Origin of the sequence: Treponema sp. OMZ 790 (assembly GCF_024181285.1) — a bacterium.
GTDB lineage: Bacteria > Spirochaetota > Spirochaetia > Treponematales > Treponemataceae > Treponema_B.
The window spans coordinates 1839609-1857251 of the sequence record NZ_CP051201.1 but is presented as its reverse complement, the minus strand read 5'-3'; the positions used below and the strand labels follow the sequence as shown (position 1 = coordinate 1857251).

General features: G+C 41.2%; 14 protein-coding genes. 9 read left to right on the top strand and 5 right to left on the bottom strand.

Features of this window, described 5'->3' with window-relative positions:
- Position 1: 1 nt before the first annotated feature.
- A complete protein-coding gene (locus E4O01_RS09035) occupies positions 2–715 on the bottom strand; it encodes a DUF5058 family protein (protein ID WP_253691853.1) in 714 nt (237 codons plus the stop codon).
- Positions 716–970: 255 nt separating this feature from the next.
- Between E4O01_RS09035 and E4O01_RS09030 the strand changes: the two genes are divergently transcribed.
- The 8 genes from E4O01_RS09030 to E4O01_RS08995 all read left to right on the top strand — a co-directional run bounded on the left by E4O01_RS09030 (position 971) and on the right by E4O01_RS08995 (position 8865).
- Positions 971–2158, top strand: coding sequence for a MalY/PatB family protein (locus tag E4O01_RS09030; protein ID WP_253691852.1), 1188 nt, complete (start codon positions 971–973; stop codon positions 2156–2158).
- Positions 2159–2166: 8 nt separating this feature from the next.
- Entirely contained in the window at positions 2167–3375 is a 1209-nt protein-coding gene (locus E4O01_RS09025) for a DUF401 family protein (protein WP_253691851.1), read from the top strand.
- An 86-nt stretch (positions 3376–3461) separates the two neighbouring features.
- On the top strand, positions 3462–3983 hold the full coding sequence (locus E4O01_RS09020; protein ID WP_253691850.1) for a DUF308 domain-containing protein: 522 nt from the start codon (positions 3462–3464) through the stop codon (positions 3981–3983).
- Positions 3984–4291: 308 nt separating this feature from the next.
- Positions 4292–5383, top strand: a complete 1092-nt coding sequence (locus E4O01_RS09015; RefSeq protein WP_253691849.1) for a M42 family metallopeptidase — start codon at positions 4292–4294, stop codon at positions 5381–5383.
- Positions 5384–5392: 9 nt separating this feature from the next.
- Positions 5393–6688, top strand: a complete 1296-nt coding sequence (locus E4O01_RS09010; RefSeq protein ID WP_253691848.1) for a potassium channel family protein — start codon at positions 5393–5395, stop codon at positions 6686–6688.
- The gene (locus E4O01_RS09005) at positions 6678–7202 is read left to right on the top strand and encodes a cyclic nucleotide-binding domain-containing protein (RefSeq protein ID WP_253691847.1); all 525 of its coding nucleotides are present in this window, start codon (positions 6678–6680) and stop codon (positions 7200–7202) included. The genes E4O01_RS09010 and E4O01_RS09005 overlap by 11 nt, the downstream gene beginning before the upstream one ends.
- 125 nt (positions 7203–7327) lie before the next feature.
- Positions 7328–8365, top strand: coding sequence for a YeiH family protein (locus E4O01_RS09000; protein ID WP_253691846.1), 1038 nt, complete (start codon positions 7328–7330; stop codon positions 8363–8365).
- Between the two features lie 149 nt (positions 8366–8514).
- On the top strand, positions 8515–8865 hold the full coding sequence (locus tag E4O01_RS08995; protein ID WP_253691845.1) for a C25 family cysteine peptidase: 351 nt from the start codon (positions 8515–8517) through the stop codon (positions 8863–8865).
- A 19-nt stretch (positions 8866–8884) separates the two neighbouring features.
- Here E4O01_RS08995 and E4O01_RS08990 read toward each other — a convergent pair whose 3' ends face one another.
- On the bottom strand, positions 8885–10435 hold the full coding sequence (locus E4O01_RS08990; protein WP_253691843.1) for an AbgT family transporter: 1551 nt from the start codon (positions 10433–10435) through the stop codon (positions 8885–8887).
- A gap of 164 nt (positions 10436–10599) precedes the next feature.
- Here E4O01_RS08990 and clpB point away from each other — a divergent pair, with 164 nt between their 5' ends.
- A complete protein-coding gene (gene clpB / locus E4O01_RS08985; RefSeq protein ID WP_253695201.1) occupies positions 10600–13179 on the top strand; it encodes an ATP-dependent chaperone ClpB in 2580 nt (859 codons plus the stop codon).
- A 164-nt stretch (positions 13180–13343) separates the two neighbouring features.
- Here the strand turns inward: clpB and E4O01_RS08980 are convergent, their stop codons facing one another.
- Genes E4O01_RS08980 through E4O01_RS08970 form a run of 3 tightly spaced genes read right to left on the bottom strand, consistent with a single transcriptional unit; the run spans position 13344 to position 17531 of the window.
- Positions 13344–15458: a methyl-accepting chemotaxis protein gene (locus E4O01_RS08980; protein WP_253691842.1), complete on the bottom strand. Its 2115-nt coding sequence runs from the start codon at positions 15456–15458 to the stop codon at positions 13344–13346.
- A 58-nt stretch (positions 15459–15516) separates the two neighbouring features.
- Positions 15517–16368 carry a cobyric acid synthase gene (locus tag E4O01_RS08975; RefSeq protein WP_371819562.1) on the bottom strand — a complete coding sequence of 284 codons (852 nt, stop codon included), beginning with the start codon at positions 16366–16368 and terminating at the stop codon, positions 15517–15519.
- A gap of 17 nt (positions 16369–16385) precedes the next feature.
- Positions 16386–17531 (bottom strand): CD0519/CD1768 family membrane protein, encoded by a 1146-nt coding sequence (locus E4O01_RS08970; protein ID WP_253691836.1) that lies wholly within the window; start codon positions 17529–17531, stop codon positions 16386–16388.
- Positions 17532–17643: the final 112 nt, after the last annotated feature.

Below are 17643 nucleotides of genomic sequence, written 5' to 3'. Positions count from 1 at the left end.
CCTATTTAAAAATAAATTCTGTTAAAATAATAGAACTGCCGAGTCCTGCAACTAAAGCAATTGCCAACATCCATTCATAAATCCATTTTTTCTTTGATTTTTCTGCATACATTGAAAGCAAGATGGTTACGCCGCCTGTTATAAACATTACAATGGCCTCAACTTTTCCTTTGCGTGCGTTATCGATAGCAAAATAACCTATAAGCGCTATCGATGCGATAAAACCGACTATTTTTGCAAAACTTCCTTCAATACTTTTATTTTTTATCAAAGAGCGTTCCATTGGTTTTAGGCTGAAAAAACAGTTGATAAAATAAGGTGCACTTCCGAGAATCATTGCATAGAGAACTAAAATGAAAACACCGGTCGTTATATTAGCGCTTGTAAGTTCAATGCCCAAAACATCTGCTGCAATTCCGGCTAACATTAATTCATAACTTGCAGAGCCGATAACTCCAATGCGCATAAATGCTGCTCCTGATCCCAGCATGGCCATAATTGTCAATGTTGCTATCATTACAGAAAAACCGGGTCCGATAATCGAAAAAATTCCGGTTCTTATCGATATCTTTACCTCTTCATTCGTGAGCAGCTGATGTTTTTTATTAAAGCTTAATGCTTTTTTTAAAAATATAGCTGCTTGAATTATGACGAAAGATGTCAATATGATAGCAAAAACCCACACAGTTCCGTTTACAATCGTAATTGTATCCATAAAAACCTCCTAGTCTGACTCTACAAAATTTTTGGGCAGTAAAACGAAAAGGTATATTAGAATTTTATAAAGTTCAGCGACACATAAAGATATAAATAGTTAAGGTTGTTAACTATATGCATCATTATAACATCAGCTTTCAAGATTTGTCAAGGAAAAATAAAATAATTGTAAAGTTTTTTAAAATTATTCTTGTAAAAATAAATTATTTACTGTATACTATTGATTAGACCCTTAACTATTAGGAGATGAATTATGTATGATTTTGTAAATACTTTATCACGAAAAAAAATTGGAGCTGCCAAATGGGAGCTTATGTACAAGTGGAATCCCAATGTTTCTGAAGGAGTAATACCTCTTTCAGTTGCGGATATGGAATTTAAAAATCCGCCGGAAATAATTGAAGGTTTAAAAAGTTATTTGGATAGGCTGATTTTAGGCTATTCTATGCGGTATGCAGATTATGACAATGCCGTAATAAATTGGCTTAAACGAAAACATGATTACAGTGTAAGTCCCGAAATGATCATGCAGACACCCGGCGTTGTAAATGCTTTTTTTGCTGCCGTAAATACCTTTACGGAAAAAGGAGACGGAGTAATCGTTATGCGCCCTGTGTATTATCCTTTTTCCATGGCAATTGAGATGAATGAGCGGGAGCTTGTAAATTGTCCTCTTTTATGTGATAAGGATAACTATTACACAATCGATTACGATAAATTTGAAAGCCTTGCAAAGCAGCCGAAAAATAAACTTTTGATTTTTTGTTCTCCTCATAATCCTGTCGGCCGTGTATGGAAAAAAGAAGAATTAAAAAGACTGGCCGAAATAGCCTTGGAGAATAATGTAATTGTTTTTTCCGATGAGATATGGAATGATCTTATAATGCCCGGCTATAACCATACTCTTATGGCAAGTATTTCAAAAGAGATAGGTGCAAATACCATTACGGCAACGGCTCCTTCAAAGACCTTTAATGTCGCGGGCCTTGCTACATCAAATATAATTGTAGAAAATGAAAATCTTAGAACCAAGTATTATGAAACCCTTCAAAAGATGCGGTCTTCGAGTGTGAATGCTCTCGGGCTTAAAGCTTGCGAAATAGCTTATACCCGGTGCGATAAATGGCTTGATGAGCTTCTGCTTGTTCTTGATACCAATCAAAAGCTGGTTAAAAATTATTTTGATTCCAACTTTCCAATGCTTAAAAGCAGGTACATTGAAGGTACTTATCTTCAATGGATAGATTTTAGGGCTCTTGGAATGGATAATAAAGCTTTGGAAGATTTTATGCATAATGAAGCGCAATTTTTTACTGACGAAGGTTATATTTTCGGCTCTGAAGGAGACGGCTTCGAAAGAATCAATATAGCTTGTCCTACTAAAATTTTAGAACAGCATTTGGAAATGCTTGGTGGTGCATTAAAGAAAAAAGGATTCTAGGATACTGTATGGAATTAATTTATTTGGCGGTAATATTTTTGGCTATTGTATTGGGTTTGACTTTTAAGCGTCCTCTTTATCAAGCGATACTCATTGCTGTGATTTTAGCCGTGATTTTATATAAAATTCCTTTTTTGGAATTTATAAAAATGGCAAGAAGTGCTTCTTTAAATTCTCAAACAATATATCTTTTGCTTGCTTTTTATATCATTACATACTTACAGCGTATGATGGAAGACAAGGAAATGCTTATGCTTGCTGAAATATCGCTTGAACAAATGTTTCATTCCAAACGTGTAAATGCTATGGCTGCTCCCTTTATAGTAGGGTTGCTGCCCTCTCCCGGAGCGGTACTTATTGCCGCTCCGATAGTGGATGCCGCCGCGGATGATAATCTTAATGCTAATGAAAAAACTTTTGTGACCAGCTATTATAGACATATATCGGAACTGTTTATGCCTACTTATGGAAGTATACTTTTAGCCTTAAAGCTTACAGGTGTAGATATGACTGCATTTGTTATAAGTATGCTGCCGATGGTTTTTGTGCTTTTTTTACTAGGCTTTGTATTTTATGTAAAAAAAATACCCAAGAATAAGACCGCAGAGAACGAACAAAATAAAAAAGATGCCGTCTATTCGTTTTTTAAGGCTCTGTGGCCTATCGGTCTTACAACTATCTTAATTCTTGTTTTAAAAATTCAAGTTTTTTATGCTGTTTTGCCTGCAATATTCTTAATGATGTTTATTCATAAATTTACATTGTCCCAATTAAAAAAATTTGCAGTTAAAGCTTTTGAAGCAAAAATGCTTCTTACAGTAATCGTTGTTATGATTTTTAAAGCGGTATTGGAATATAGTCATGTTATTGAAACTTTACCCGAAGTTTTTGGAATTCTCCCTATTCCTATTACTGCTGTGTTTTCAATAATAATTTTTCTGGGAACAATAGTTGCAGGCAGTCAGGCCATGATAGCCATGATGCTGCCTTTAGCTTTTTCGGCCATACCCGGTGCAGGTCTTGGAGAACTTGTTTTGTTTATGAGTATATGCTATATCGCAATGCAGGTATCGCCCACTCATATATGTTTGGCAATCATAACAGAACATTATAAAACTTCATTTTTATCGTTGGTTGTAAAGACTCTGCCTATCGTGCTTTCTTTTATAATTATTGCTTCTCTCTATAGTTATATTTTGATTCGATATATATTTTAATATTATCATTGTTTGAAATTTTAATGTATTATTGCGCTTGAAAAAAAATTAAAAAGATATTATCATTAAAAGTATCTGGAGTATATATGTCTGAAAAAAAATTGTCTTATTCTATGATCTTTTTGGCTATTGCCGTAATGTCTACGGTTTTGGGGATTGTATGTATTTTTAACCCCGACAGTATAACAAGAATTATTGTGACCATTGTCGGTATTTTACTAATCGTTTACGGCCTTATCGAAATTTATCAGTTTTTTTCGATCAAGATGAATTCCTTTTTGGTTTTGGGTATTATCCTTTTAGGATTAGGACTTTTTTGTCTGGTAAATCCAAGCGCAGTTCTCGGTCTTATCGGGCTTGTCCTCGGCCTCTTTTTGATTTGCTTAGGGGCTGTTGAAGTTAAAAAATCATTCGACCTAAAAAGCGCCGGTGTTAGGCTGTGGTGGCTTTGGCTGATCTTTGCAGGCATCGTTTGCTTAATAGGCCTTTCAGGTATTTTTAATCCTGCAAGCATTTCAGGCCTTTTTGCTAGTTTGATAGGTTTCGGCTTTTTGGTAAACGGAGTAAGCAGTATTTGGCTTTTCCTGATTTTGAAGAAAAGGGCTTGAGTTTTTATATTATCGATCTATTGAAGCCGACGGCAAAATATTTTCCGGCACTTATGAAGAAGCAAAGATGAATAAAAGCTTTTTAAATAAGATATTGACTTAAAAATCAACAACCCCGACGCAAAGCATCGGGGTATGTTGTTCTAATAAGGTGGTTGCAGTCGGCTTTAATACTCTTTGTTACGACGCAGAGAGCGTCGGGGTATTAAAGCCTCCGCACGAATAAAATTTTTTCTCCTCTTCTTGACATATCGCCCCATCTATAATATTCTATAAGTCTTAAGACAAAATATAGAGGAGCTTTATCAATGGAAAAAAATAAGATTAACGAACTTAAAACTTCAATTTCAAATGCTGCCGACAAGGTTATGGATGAGATTATTACTATCTGCAATATACCCAGTCCCACGGGTTATACCTGCGAAGCCGCCGATTATGTTATGAAAAGACTTTCAGGTCTCGGCTTTAAACCTTGGCTTACAAACAAGGGTGCTGTTGTCTGCGAGTTGGATAAAAATGCGGAACCTAATACGGGCAAAAAAGGAGATAAGGCTCTTTTACTTTCAGCCCACATCGATACTCTTGGGCTTTTTGTGCGTCACATTAAATCTTCAGGCCGGTTACGCACCACTCTTGACGGAGGCTTTCCGTACAATTATGTGGAACAGTCCAACGTAACCGTTATCACAAGAGAAGGGAAAAAATACGAGGGAACCATGCGCCTTACCGAGCCCGCTGTCCACGCTTCCCGCGAAATAAATGAACTAAAAAGAGATGACGCAAACATGGAACTCGTCCTCGATGAAATCGTAAAATCCCGTGAAGATGTCGAAAAGCTCGGCATAATGGCCGGCGATGTTGTAGCCATCGAATCCCTTGCCCGAAAGGCCGGGAACGGATTTTTAAAAAGTCGCCACTTGGACGACAAGGCAAGCTGCGGAATGTTTATCTATCTTGCGGAGCAGGTTGCAAAGGGAGAATTAAAACTAAAACGCAAGACCTACATTATGTTTACCAACTATGAAGAGATAGGACACGGGGCCTCTGCAGGACACCCCGAAGGCATAAGCGACATGCTTGCAGTAGATATGGGAGTTGTAGGAAGCGACCTTGATACCGATGAATATGCAGTTTCAATATGTGCAAAGGATTCTTCCGGGCCCTATAACTACGAGTTTACAAGCGAGCTTATCAAAATAGCTAAGGAGATGGAACTTAACTTTGCCGTAGATATTTACCCTTTTTACGGCTCGGACGCTTCCGCTGCTTTAAAAGCCGGTTACGACTACCGCCATGCCCTAATCGGTACGGGTGTTGCAGCCTCTCACGGCTATGAAAGAATCCACAAGAAAGGCCTTGAAAACACTCTTCTTTTATTGACAGGTTATATTGCTGAGTAACTCATCCAAATGAAGGCAAAGAAAAAATCGGGAAAAGCCGATATAGAATTTTCTCAGCCAAAAAAAACGCCATTACTTGTCAGGTTTATGCTGTGGATTAAGCATATTCCTGCAAGCGATATATTTAGAATACTGGCAGGATTTGCTTTTATATTTCTTGTGCTGGTTGTAATTATCTTTGTTTCGGAAGCAAACAGCAATTCAAGGATTAACAATTTTTTCGATGCCTTTTGGTATTCTCTTGTAACTATCACAACTGTCGGTTACGGAGACATTACGCCGTCCACCCTCTTGGGTCGCTTGGCAGGTATCATCCTTCTTCTTTTCGGGGTTGTTGCCTTTGCGGGGGTGAGCGGAAAAATTGCATCGGTTTTTTTTGACAGACAAGTAAAAAAGGATAGGGGGCTTATTAGATTGGAAAAGATAAAAAATCATTTTTTAATTTGCGGCTGGAAGCCTAACTTTGACAGGATTCTTTTAGGAATTATTTCGGCAAACCCAGACATTCCCATAGACCATATTGTGCTTATAAACAATGCAAACCCCGAAAACATGGATATAATCAAAACCGATAAACGCTTTAAGGGGCTTATCTACCTTTTCGGAGATTATACCGATGAGGCTACCTTGCTCCGCGCAAATGTAAAATATGCAGAGCGCGCCCTTATTCTTTCAGACTATTCGCAGAATTCTTCCCCCATGGAAATCGATTCGCGCACGGTGCTTGCAGTTCTCACGATAGGAAGTCTTAATTCCCGTATTTATACGGCAGCCGAACTCATCGATTCAAAATTCCGTCAGCACCTTTCCCTTGCTCACTGCGATGAAATTATTTTAAGCACGGATTACGAAAGAAGCATCTTGGTTTCGGCTTCAAGCGGTACGGGTTTAAGCCACGTGTTGAGAGAACTAATCACGGAAAAGTCGGGGGAGGGGCTTATCATAAACGATATTCCTTTTGAGTTTATAGGCAAGACCTACCGCGAATACCGCCGCAGTCTTTCAGGCGGCCGCGTTTTGATAGGCCTTTTGGAAAATACGGGGAACTTTTACAGCCGCCGAAAAGAAGCCCTGCACGAGGCTCAAAAAAATCCAAATATCCGGCAGATAGTAAACAACCTAAAAAAAATAAAGCGGCTTAAAAGCAATGAGCCTATTTTGACTCCGCCCGATGAGTATATAATAAAACCCAATTCCCGCGGAATCTTCGTTTCAGGAAGAAAGCGTACCGACTTTACCCTTGACGGAACTGCTCTCGATGACTCCCAAATCTTAAATGAAGAAGGAGGAGCCGATGACAGATAAAGAAATCATGGAAAAGAAAGATGAAATTCTAGCCCGTATATCGAGGCTGGAAATATTTGCCGATCTTGCAGGTGACAAAAATAAGATATTTTTAGAAAAGCTTTTTTCTTTTTTAAGTGTAAAAAATTTCCGAGAGGGCGACATTATACTCGATAAAAACGAGGCAGGAAGAAGCCTTTATATTTTGGTAAATGGAGAAGTGCAAATGCTCCGCACAACCCTTGAAGGCTCGCCCTTTGCCTTAAGCAATCTGAAAGCTGAAGAAAATATCTGCTTCGGAAAAGCTGGCTTACTCGGAGAAGACTTTCACGGCTCTTCCGTAAAGGCCTTAAGCGATTGCACTGTTTTGGAGTTAAGGTCTCAAGATTTTTTAAGCCTCTGCGAAGAAATGCCGGCTCAAGGCTCCAAGGTTATTTACCGTATTGCCCGCCGATTGGCAAGGGCTCTACAAGAAGCCACCAAGGATTCCCTCACCCTCTATCAAGCCCTGCTCGATGAAGTTGGAATGCCGTAAGGGTAAAACTACTAAAAAACAAGATATAAAAATATTGTAACTCTTTATTTTATTCATACTTATGATATCAGCTTACAAAAAAGCATAAAAACTGATATACTTAATTACATTAAAGGGAGTAATAAATGCAGGGTATAAAGAAAAATATATCGGGAATACTGGTTTGTTCGGTAATTACGGTTCCGGCATGGGTTTTGGGAAAATTGCTGCCTGTTGCGGGTTCTCCGGTAATAGCTCTTATTATAGGAATGCTCATAACGCTGCTATGGAAAGATAAGGGACAGTTCGGAATAGGAATTACTTTTGTATCCAAAAAGGTATTACAATGGGCTGTTGTGCTTTTGGGAGCAGGCTTAAATTATACGATTATTCTAAAAACCGGCATACAATCGCTTCCGATTATTATGTCGACAATCGCTGCTTCATTATTAGTGTCGTTTATTCTGTATAAGGCTATGCAGATTGAAAAGAATACGGCGATGTTAATCGGAGTCGGTTCTTCAATTTGCGGAGGTTCGGCAGTAGCAGCGGCAGCCTCGGTTATTGATGCGGATTCGGAAGAGGCCGCACAGGCAATTTCGGTTATTTTCTTTTTTAATGTTCTGGCTGCCCTTATCTTTCCTACACTTGGAAGATTTTTAGGCTTTGATACCCATTCGGGGGAAGCTTTCGGTATTTTTGCAGGAACTGCAGTAAACGATACATCTTCCGTAACTGCAGCAGCAGCCGTATGGGATAGTATGTGGATCTTGGGTTCACAAACTCTGGATAAAGCGGTAACAGTAAAACTCACAAGAACGCTGGCAATTATACCTATTACATTTACCCTCGCTTTTTTGCGTGCACGGGAATTGAAAAGAAATGACGGCACTGAAAAAAAAGTACGGTTGAAAAATATTTTTCCAATGTTCATCCTATATTTTATCGGATTTTCGATTGTTAGTGCAGTTTTATCAAATTTTGGAGTCCCTTCATCTGCTTTTAAACCGGTAAAAACCTTAAGTAAGATATTTATTACTGCAGCAATGGCCGGGGTTGGACTTAACAGCAATATAGTGAAGCTAATTAAAACCGGAGGAAAACCGCTTTTTCTAGGAGCAAGCTGCTGGATAGTCATTACGGCAGTAAGTTTAATTATGCAGCAATTTTTGGGAATTTGGTAATACAACAGTTAAAAATAGCCGTTTGTACTTCCCTTAAAACAAATTACAAAAATTTTCTCCAAAAAGTTGTTATTCTCAAAAACTTGAACTATAATTTATAACAGGAAACACCTAAGCCGCCGGATAAAGAAGATACGGCACCCGATACGGTGAACCCTATAAAGCCCAATGATGTAACGCAAGGGATTCCGCACCTTGTTATTGTATCCGCCCCGCTTTTTACGGAATCGGCTGCTTTAAAAACATACATCGAGCATAAAGTAAAGCAAGGTCATGAGGTAACTCTTATATCTGCCGAGGGCAAGAGTGCAGAAGCAATCCGGCAAGAATTAAAAAACTTTTACAAAACACTCAACGGAAAGCCGATGGCTGTATTACTGGTAGGCGACCATGTTTCATCCCATACCTCCGGCTCAGCGGGGTATGAGCCGGCATTTGAAAGCACTGTGTATAAAAAGCCGCCCTGCCGTCCAAAAGATAGCAGGGTGGTTTTGTTTTAATCTAATCCGAAAAACCGAATTAGATGTGGATATATGCTCCGGGGCCTAGGGGGAGACCGAAGATGTACCAGATAATCATGAGTCCTATCCATGAAAGCAGGAATGCGATCGAATAGGGCAGCATGGTCGAAATCAATGTTCCAAGACCGGAATCTTCATCGTATTTTTTCATAAATACAACGATCATTGCAAAGTAGCTCATCAAGGGTGTGATGAGGTTTGTGCTTGAATCTCCGATTCGGTAGGCGACCTGTGTTAAGGCAGGTGAAAGTCCTAAGTTTACCATCATGGGAACAAAGATAGGAGCCATAATAGCCCACTTTGCAGAAGCCGAGCCCATGAAAAGGTTAAGGAAAGCCGAAATAATAACGAATGAGATTATAAGCGGCAAACCTGTAAATCCGATGCTCTTTAAGAAGTTGGCTCCGTTTACCGAGATGATTGTTCCAAGGTTTGTCTTTCCGAAGTAGTTTACGAACTGTGCTGCGAAAAAGCTCAATACGAGGTAACCGCCCATTGAGCTCATGGCCTGAGACATACCTTTTACGAGGTCGTGCGAGTTATGAATTTTGCCTGTCTTTTTACCATAGATAAGACCGGGAATCAAGAAGATCAAAAGAATGACCGGTAAAAGACCTCCGTGCATAAAGTTTGAAATCGAGCTTTCTCCCGTCTTGGGGTCGATTTCTCTTAGAACTGCAAAGCCGGGGAGTTTGGGAAGACCGAATAGACCGATAGCCAAAAGAACGGCCATAACCAAAATAGAAATACCTGCAAGTTTCAATCCCTTGTTTTCGGCATCGGAAATAGGCATGTTATCGGGTTTGTATGATCCGTTATATGTACCTAAGTTCTTTTCGACGATTCTTTCAGTAACAAAGGTTCCAACGATTGTAAGAATGAAGGTAGAAACAATCATAAAGAACCAGTTACAAGTCGGGTCAATCGCAATATCCATACCGGCATTGTGCAAGGCTTCAACAGTGATACCTGTCAAAAGCGGGTCGATTGTACCGAGCATAAGGTTGGCTGAAAAACCGCCTGAAACACCTGCGAATGCGGCTGCAAGACCTGCCATAGGATGGCGGCCGGCGTTGGCAAATACAATGGCTCCAAGAGGGATAACTACAACGTAGCCTGCGTCTGAAGCGACATTGCTCATAATACCTGCAAAAACAACAACAACAGTTAAAAGCCTCGGATGAACACCTGAAAGAAGCTTTTTAAGAGAAGTGTTGATAAGACCTGTCCACTCTGCAACACCTACACCGAGCATTGCAACCAAAACAGTTCCCAAGGGTGCAAAACCTGTAAAGTTTTTTGTCGCAGTGTTTAAGATGTAGCGAAGCCCATCAAGGTTTAAAAGCGATACGGCTCCGATAGTAACCTCTTTTCCCTTTTTTGCATCAAAGTAGGTAACGGGTGTTCCGTATGCTTCTGCAAGTGCAGAAACGATAATTACTATAACGCTTAGAATTAAGAAAATAATAGCAGGATGCGGCAATTTGTTTCCGATCCTTTCAACTCCTTTTAGGAAGCCCGAAACTTCCTTGTTCTTTTTTGTATCCATGAAGAACTCCTAGAAAATGTATTTGCCCAAGTACAAAAGGCATTCGAGGCATTATATATGATGATTTAAAATATGACAAGCCAGCCTTCTCAAATTCGGTTAATATTTCGGCATTATTTTTGAGTGCAATTGATTTTTTTTCGAATTTTTATTATTTTTTATACATGAATATAGATAAGTATACAGTTAAAGCTTCGGAAGCCGTTCAAGAGGCTTCATCGCTGGCCCAAAGAGACGATCACAGTCAGGTTGAAAGCGAGCATCTTTTATATGCTCTTTTAGAACAAGAGGACGGAATTGCTCCTCCCTTGGTTGAAAAAATCGGTGTCAGTCCCGAAGGTCTTTTGGATGAACTCGACAGAATGCTTGACAGAAAACCCCGTGTTACAGGGCAGTCAGCTCAAACCTATATTTCTCCCCTGCTTGCAAAGGTCTTTGCCCATGCAGAAGGCTATGCAGATAAGTTAAAGGACGAGTATGTTTCTACCGAACACCTTCTTCTTGCTCTAAGCGAGTCTAAGGACGCAACGGGAGAACTCTTGCGCTCGCGGGGAATAAATTTAAAAAATCTCCTTTCAGCCTTAAAAGAGGTTCGGGGCAACAACAGGGTAACAAGCGAAACGCCTGAATCTACATTCAGAAGTTTAGAAAAATTCTGCCGCGACCTGACTCAGCTGGCTAAAAACGAAAAGATAGACCCGGTAATCGGCCGGGATGAAGAAATAAGGCGGGTAATGCAGGTGCTTTCCCGCAGGACAAAAAACAATCCCGTTTTAATCGGAGAACCCGGAGTCGGAAAAACCGCCATAGTCGAAGGCCTTGCAAGGCGTATAGTTTCAGGCGATGTGCCCGACAGCTTAAAGGGAAAGCGTCTTTTATCCCTCGACTTAGGCGCCCTTGTTGCAGGAGCCAAATTCCGCGGCGAATTTGAAGAAAGGTTAAAGGCCGTAATTTCCGAAGTGCAAAAATCTGAAGGAAGGGTAATCCTCTTTATCGATGAGCTTCACACCCTTGTAGGAGCCGGGGCAAGCGAGGGCTCGATGGATGCCTCAAACCTCCTAAAGCCGGCCCTTGCCCGGGGAGAACTCAGGGCTATAGGAGCCACCACCCTAAACGAATACCGCAAATACATCGAAAAAGATGCTGCCCTTGAACGCCGCTTCCAGCAGGTCTACTGCCCCGAGCCCACGGTCGAAGACACGATAGCCATCTTGCGAGGTTTACAGGAAAAGTACGAGGTTCACCACGGGGTGCGCATAAGGGACGAGGCCCTGATTGCAGCGGCCGTCCTTTCCAACCGCTATATCACAAGCCGCTTTTTGCCCGACAAGGCAATCGACCTTGTGGACGAGGCTGCAAGCCGCCTTAAAATGGAAATAGAAAGCCAGCCCGTTGAGCTCGATCAGGTTGAACGCAAAATATTGCAGCTCAATATCGAAAAAGTTTCTATCGGAAAAGAAAACGATACGGCCTCAAAGGAAAGGCTTTTAAAACTTGAAGAGGAATTGGCAGAGCTTTCTTCCAAGAGGAATGCGATGCAGGCCCAATGGCAAAACGAAAAGGCGCGCATTAACGAATCGCGCAAATACAAGGAAGAGCTTGAACAGCTCCGCATTGAAGAAACCAAGTACAGCCGCGAAGGAAACTTAAACAAGGCCGCCGAGCTTAAATACGGAAAGATCCCCGAACTCGAAAAAAAGATAGCTGCCGTTACGGCCGAACTTGAAAAAAAGGCAGGAGGGCAGGGTCAGCTTTTACGCGAAGAAGTTTGCGAAGAAGACATAGCCAGAATCGTTTCAATGTGGACGGGCATCCCCGTCGCCAAAATGCTTGCAAGCGAGATGCAAAAATTCTTGGAGCTTGAAAAGGTTCTTCAAACGAGGGTTGTCGGTCAAGATGAGGCCGTAAGGGTAGTCGCCGATGCAATCAGAAGAAACAAGGCAGGTCTTTCGGACATGAACCGCCCCTTGGGAAGCTTTTTATGTATCGGTCCCACAGGTGTCGGCAAGACGGAATTGGCCCGCACCTTAGCCGACTTTTTATTTAATGACGAAAAGGCCCTCACCCGCATAGACATGAGCGAGTACATGGAAAAACATTCCGTAAGCCGCCTCATCGGAGCGCCCCCCGGCTATGTAGGCTATGACGAAGGCGGTCAGCTTACCGAGGCCGTAAGACGGAGGCCCTACAGCGTAATCCTTTTTGACGAAATCGAAAAAGCCCACCAAGATGTGTTTAACGTCTTTTTGCAGATTTTGGATGACGGCCGCCTTACCGACGGACAGGGCAGGGTAGTCGATTTTAAGAATACGATCATAATTATGACCAGCAATATAGGTTCCGAATACATATTGACAGCAAAGGATATGGGAAGTATAAAGGAAGAGATAACCCAAATCTTGCGCGATAACTTCAGGCCCGAATTCTTAAACCGCATTGACGAGATTTTAACCTTTAACAGGCTCGAAAAGGAGCATATCCGAAAGATTGTCGATATTCAGCTTAAGTCCGTTGCGGAACGCTTGGCCTCCCGCCGCCTTGGCTTAAAGGTTTCGGATAAGGCTAAGGATTTGCTTGCAGATATAGGATATGATCCGATGTTCGGCGCCCGCCCCTTAAAGCGAGCCATACAGGCCGAGCTTGAAAACAAACTCGCCCGCGAAGTCCTCGAAGGTAAATTCCCCGAAGGAAGCACGATTCTTGTTGACAGGGGAAAAGAAGGCCTTATCTTTGAGAAGGGGTAAAAGAATGCCCCAGGCTTGTTGTTAAAGAGTAATTGGTAATGGTTCCTATCCGCCTCGGATGCCGATGGTTCCATTTTAGCAATTTTACCCGGAGACTAAAAATTTAAGCACAAAATCGGACGCAGATGTCCGATTTTGTGCGGTACAAGGATGTACCGTTTTTATCACACCTTAAACTTCCCCACCTCTTTAGAAAGGTTTTCGATGCTCTGTTTGTTTTTTTGGCTGATGTTGTTTACATCTTGGACGGCATTGCTTATCTGAATTGCACCTGAAGCCATTTCATTCATACTTTCTGCGATGATATGGGTTAATTCATCGAGTTTTCGCATTTCTTCGGCTACATTTTCTCCTCCCTTCAGCATTTCGGCAGAACCATCATTTACCTGATTGGTTATGCTGCTAATATCACGGATTGCAGTCAGAACTTCACGGCTGCCGTTTTCCTGTTCGATCATGGCATTCATCAAGTTTTGGCTCATAGTTTTTACTTGTTCCGAAAGGGCGAAGATGGCGTTGAACTTTTCTTCTGCCGTTTTTGCGGACGCTGACAAGGTTTCAATCTCACCCGACAGTACTTTTAGTGTTGAGGTGATAGTTTTGCCTTGAGTACTGGATTCTTCTGCGAGTTTCCTGATTTCATCGGCGACAACGGCAAAACCCTTGCCCGCTTCGCCTGCGTGTGCGGCTTCAATTGCGGCGTTCATTGCTAAAAGGTTTGTTTGGCTTGCAATGTGCTGAATAACATTAGAGGCTTCTAAAAGCCCTCCCGATTCTTCGGCAATACGCTGTGTTACAGTGTTTGCTCTGGTTACGGTTTCTTTGCCGTCTGCTGTAGCATCTGCGAGGGTTTTTATTACATCGTTGGTTTTATCGAGTGTTTGAGTGATAGAGGCAATGTTTGACACCATTTGTTCTACGGCAGAAGAAGATTCTGCAACGCTCGCTGCCTGATTTTCGATACTGGTGTTGAGCTGTTTTATCGTTCGGATAATTTCTTCGACGGTGGCGGCTGTTTCCGTTACGCTGGCGGCTTGCGTCAGAGCTTGCTGTTTTACCCCGTCAATGTTCGCACTTATTTGCCGGACGGCACTTGCAGTCTCTGTCATATTGCTTGCAAGCTCTGCACCGATGCTTGTCATATCCGAGGTGTTTGTGCCTACGGTTTTGATTGATGAGCCGATTTTGCTAATCGTCTTGTTGAAGTATTCGGATAAGTCGGTTATCTCATCATTGCCTACAATAGGGAGTCGTACCGTTAAATCGCCCTCGCCCAGTGCAATGTCTTTTAATGCATTTACAGCGATATTGATCGGTTTAACTATGCGTAAAGCGACAAGAAATATAATGATAAGAGCAATCAATAAAATAACGGTTCCGATTATAAGCACCGACTTACGTAAATTGTCGACTGTGTTCATAAACTCTTCAACAGGAGCGTTGATTACTACTGTCCAGTTTGTCATTTTCATTTTACTGAAAGAAGCAATTTTATAAATATTTTTAAAACTATAAAATCCTATATTATTAGATTCGGTTTCATTTTTTAACGATAGTATATTTTTTTCAAACTGAGCCAAAGAAGCAAGCGAATTATCTTGTTTTGCAGCTTCAGTTATATTTACTTGATTTTCAACCAGTTCAATTATTCTATCGGCTATAGTTGTTCCTGTTGCTCCAAGTATATAACAAACACCTGTTTTTCCAACTACGATGTCTTTTATTTGATCGGTAAGCCATAGACCTTTTATATCTGCAGACAATACACCGATAGTTGCACCATTGCCGTCATATATTGGAATTGCGAAGGTTATTACAAGTTTATTATTTGCTCTTTCTATATACGGTTCTGATACATATTTTTGTCCTGACAAGGCAGTTTGATACCATTTGCGATCTTGAACTTTTATTATTTGATAATCACTTGAGTAAAAGTTCCCGTTTTCATCCGTTAAATTTAATTCTAAAATATTTTCATATTGCTTAGATTCTTTCACTAAAATAGGTATTTTATCTGCATAAGAAATATTTTTATCAATTAATTTTTGTATCCGTGCAATACCTTCTAAAAGTTGAAACAGAGTATTAATGCGCCCGTTAATAATTTCCGCAGTATCGGCTGCTTTATCTTTTAGATGGGTTTCGATTTTTTCGATTACGGCTCTGCGCGCTATATGAGCGCTTAAAAAAGCAAGTGTAAAACCGATGGTAAAAACAAGTAAGCCGAATACAATTAATAATTTGTTTTTAATTGAAAACCTTTTTTTCTCTTTTTTCATTTTGGTACTCCTTATATTTAATCGCGAAAGACTCAAAAAATTTTGAAATAATTAGTAATTAAACATAGCAAATATTATAGGCTGTCTTAAAAATAAAATCCATATCGCTGTTCTCTTCGATGAGTCCGGCGAGCTTATCCAGTTCTTTTTCGAGCTCGGACTCGCTTTGACCTTGGGTGTTGCATTTTTTATCATCGTCGATGAGGCTGTCCTCATCGGCAAGCTCCAAGTGCATGTAGGGGATTGTAGCGATTACGGGAATCTTTACGAGTTCTTCAATCATCTTTATGCCTGGATCTAAAAGGCTCTTGTCTCCGCGGAATTTATTTATAATCATGCCCTTAATTCTCTTCCTGTCCTTTTCGGGGAGGAGCATTACGGTTCCGTAGAGCTGGGCAAAGACGCCGCCCCTGTCTATGTCGGCAATCAAAAGGACGGGAGCATCGGCCATTTCTGCCATGCCCATGTTTACGATATCGTTTTGGTTTAGGTTTATTTCGGCAGGGCTTCCTGCTCCCTCGATAACCACAATATCGTTTTCTTTTTCAAGTTTTTGAAATGTTTCCAAGATCATAGGTTTGCAGGTCTTTTTATATTCAAAATACTCCCTCGCCTTCATCTCTTCTTTTTCTTCGCCTAAAATTATCACCTTAGATCCTACATCCGTTTTCGGGATGAGGAGGATGGGGTTCATTTCGGGGCGAGGTTCAATGCCGGCGGCCTTGGCTTGAAGGGCTTGGGCACTGCTTATTTTTTTTCCGTCTGCTGTAGTAAAAAAGATTGAGGACATATTTTGGGATTTAAAGGGGGCAACTTTTAAGCCCCTCTTTTTAAAGATTCTGCAAAGGCCTGTACAAAAAAGGGACTTACCCGCTGAGGAGGTTGTCCCTTGAATCATTATGCTTGCCATTATCTTAAGAGTTAATCTTAAAGCACTAAGGCTATAAGGTGGGCGACAAAGCCTGCAAAGAGGCCGCCTATTGTGTGGCTTAAAATAGCCTTGCCCGTCATTTCTTTTGTGTCGAGGGCGTCCATCATTGCGATATGGGTAGAAATATAACCGCTCCAGCACATACAGATGGCAGTAAAGACTGCTATATCGTTGGCTGTAATTTTCCCCATTGAAGACATTTCTTTTACAATGCCGAGGGCTGCTCCCGTAGAACCGAGGGCCGTTATCGGAACCGAAATAGCCTCAGGACTGCTGAAGCCGTAAATAGGATTCAATATAAAACTTAACTTTTGACCAATCCGGGGAAGGAGGGCAATACCTTCTCGGGCAGCTCCCGTGTAGGTTCCGTCGGCACTCGGGCCGTTTGTAAGCATTATAACTATCGTGCAGATAATTACTACACCGGGGATTATTGCCATGCCCATGCTGACACCCGATTTTCCGCCGTCAAGCATAGCCTGAATAAACCTTGCTCCGGCTCCGCCCGGTCTTACGGGACGCATTTTTTCGGGGATTGGGTCAATCCTCTTTGTAGAAACCATGGCCTCTGTTCCGTAGCGTTTTTTTGAAAAATGAATCATCAAGCGGACTGAAACTATACTTCCGGCAACAGCTCCGACGTTTCCTATTAAGGCGGCAGGAACTGCCGATTTTACGTTTAAGCCCATCATTGCCGTTGTGGTAATCAAGCCCATTCCGAAAGCAGTGCCGAGGTTTGTCAGGGCAGGCAGCTGGTATTGCTTAAAATATCGCCTAAAATTATCGTCATCGGCAAGGGTCAAAATTGCAGGGTTGTCCGATAAAAAACAGTTTAAGATACCGAGGGATGATGCTCCGGGTAAATCGTACAAGGGCTTCATCAGCTTGTACAAGATTTTGTTAATCAGGGCAACCGTTCCGAATTCCGAAAAAAGTCCTGAGACAGCTCCGGCCAATACGGCCACCGCCATCAGATACAAGCAGATATTGATAAGAAGGTCAAAACCTGTTTCCATCATCGTTTTAATCATATTTACGCCGCCCATAACCGAGCCGACACCGAAAAAGAAGGCAAAAAAACATCCTAAAAAGATAAAGTTTTCAAGCCCTATTTCTTTTTTCAAAAAGGATTTAGATTCCATACCTTAAGCACTCCAAAGTAAATGTACATTGTATAAAAGTACATCATATTGACGGATTATATTCCAACTAAGGCTTTTTTTCAAGCAGGGGATATACCATAAATTGCCGATT

Coding starts and splice junctions, on each gene's coding strand:
- E4O01_RS09035 (WP_253691853.1), bottom strand. CDS start 715: ATGGATACAATTACGATTGTAAACGGAACTGTGTGGGTTTTTGCTATC.
- E4O01_RS09030 (WP_253691852.1), top strand. CDS start 971: ATGTATGATTTTGTAAATACTTTATCACGAAAAAAAATTGGAGCTGCC.
- E4O01_RS09025 (WP_253691851.1), top strand. CDS start 2,167: ATGGAATTAATTTATTTGGCGGTAATATTTTTGGCTATTGTATTGGGT.
- E4O01_RS09020 (WP_253691850.1), top strand. CDS start 3,462: ATGTCTGAAAAAAAATTGTCTTATTCTATGATCTTTTTGGCTATTGCC.
- E4O01_RS09015 (WP_253691849.1), top strand. CDS start 4,292: ATGGAAAAAAATAAGATTAACGAACTTAAAACTTCAATTTCAAATGCT.
- E4O01_RS09010 (WP_253691848.1), top strand. CDS start 5,393: ATGAAGGCAAAGAAAAAATCGGGAAAAGCCGATATAGAATTTTCTCAG.
- E4O01_RS09005 (WP_253691847.1), top strand. CDS start 6,678: ATGACAGATAAAGAAATCATGGAAAAGAAAGATGAAATTCTAGCCCGT.
- E4O01_RS09000 (WP_253691846.1), top strand. CDS start 7,328: ATGCAGGGTATAAAGAAAAATATATCGGGAATACTGGTTTGTTCGGTA.
- E4O01_RS08990 (WP_253691843.1), bottom strand. CDS start 10,435: ATGGATACAAAAAAGAACAAGGAAGTTTCGGGCTTCCTAAAAGGAGTT.
- clpB (WP_253695201.1), top strand. CDS start 10,600: ATGAATATAGATAAGTATACAGTTAAAGCTTCGGAAGCCGTTCAAGAG.
- E4O01_RS08980 (WP_253691842.1), bottom strand. CDS start 15,458: ATGAAAAAAGAGAAAAAAAGGTTTTCAATTAAAAACAAATTATTAATT.
- E4O01_RS08975 (WP_371819562.1), bottom strand. CDS start 16,368: ATGGCAAGCATAATGATTCAAGGGACAACCTCCTCAGCGGGTAAGTCC.
- E4O01_RS08970 (WP_253691836.1), bottom strand. CDS start 17,531: ATGGAATCTAAATCCTTTTTGAAAAAAGAAATAGGGCTTGAAAACTTT.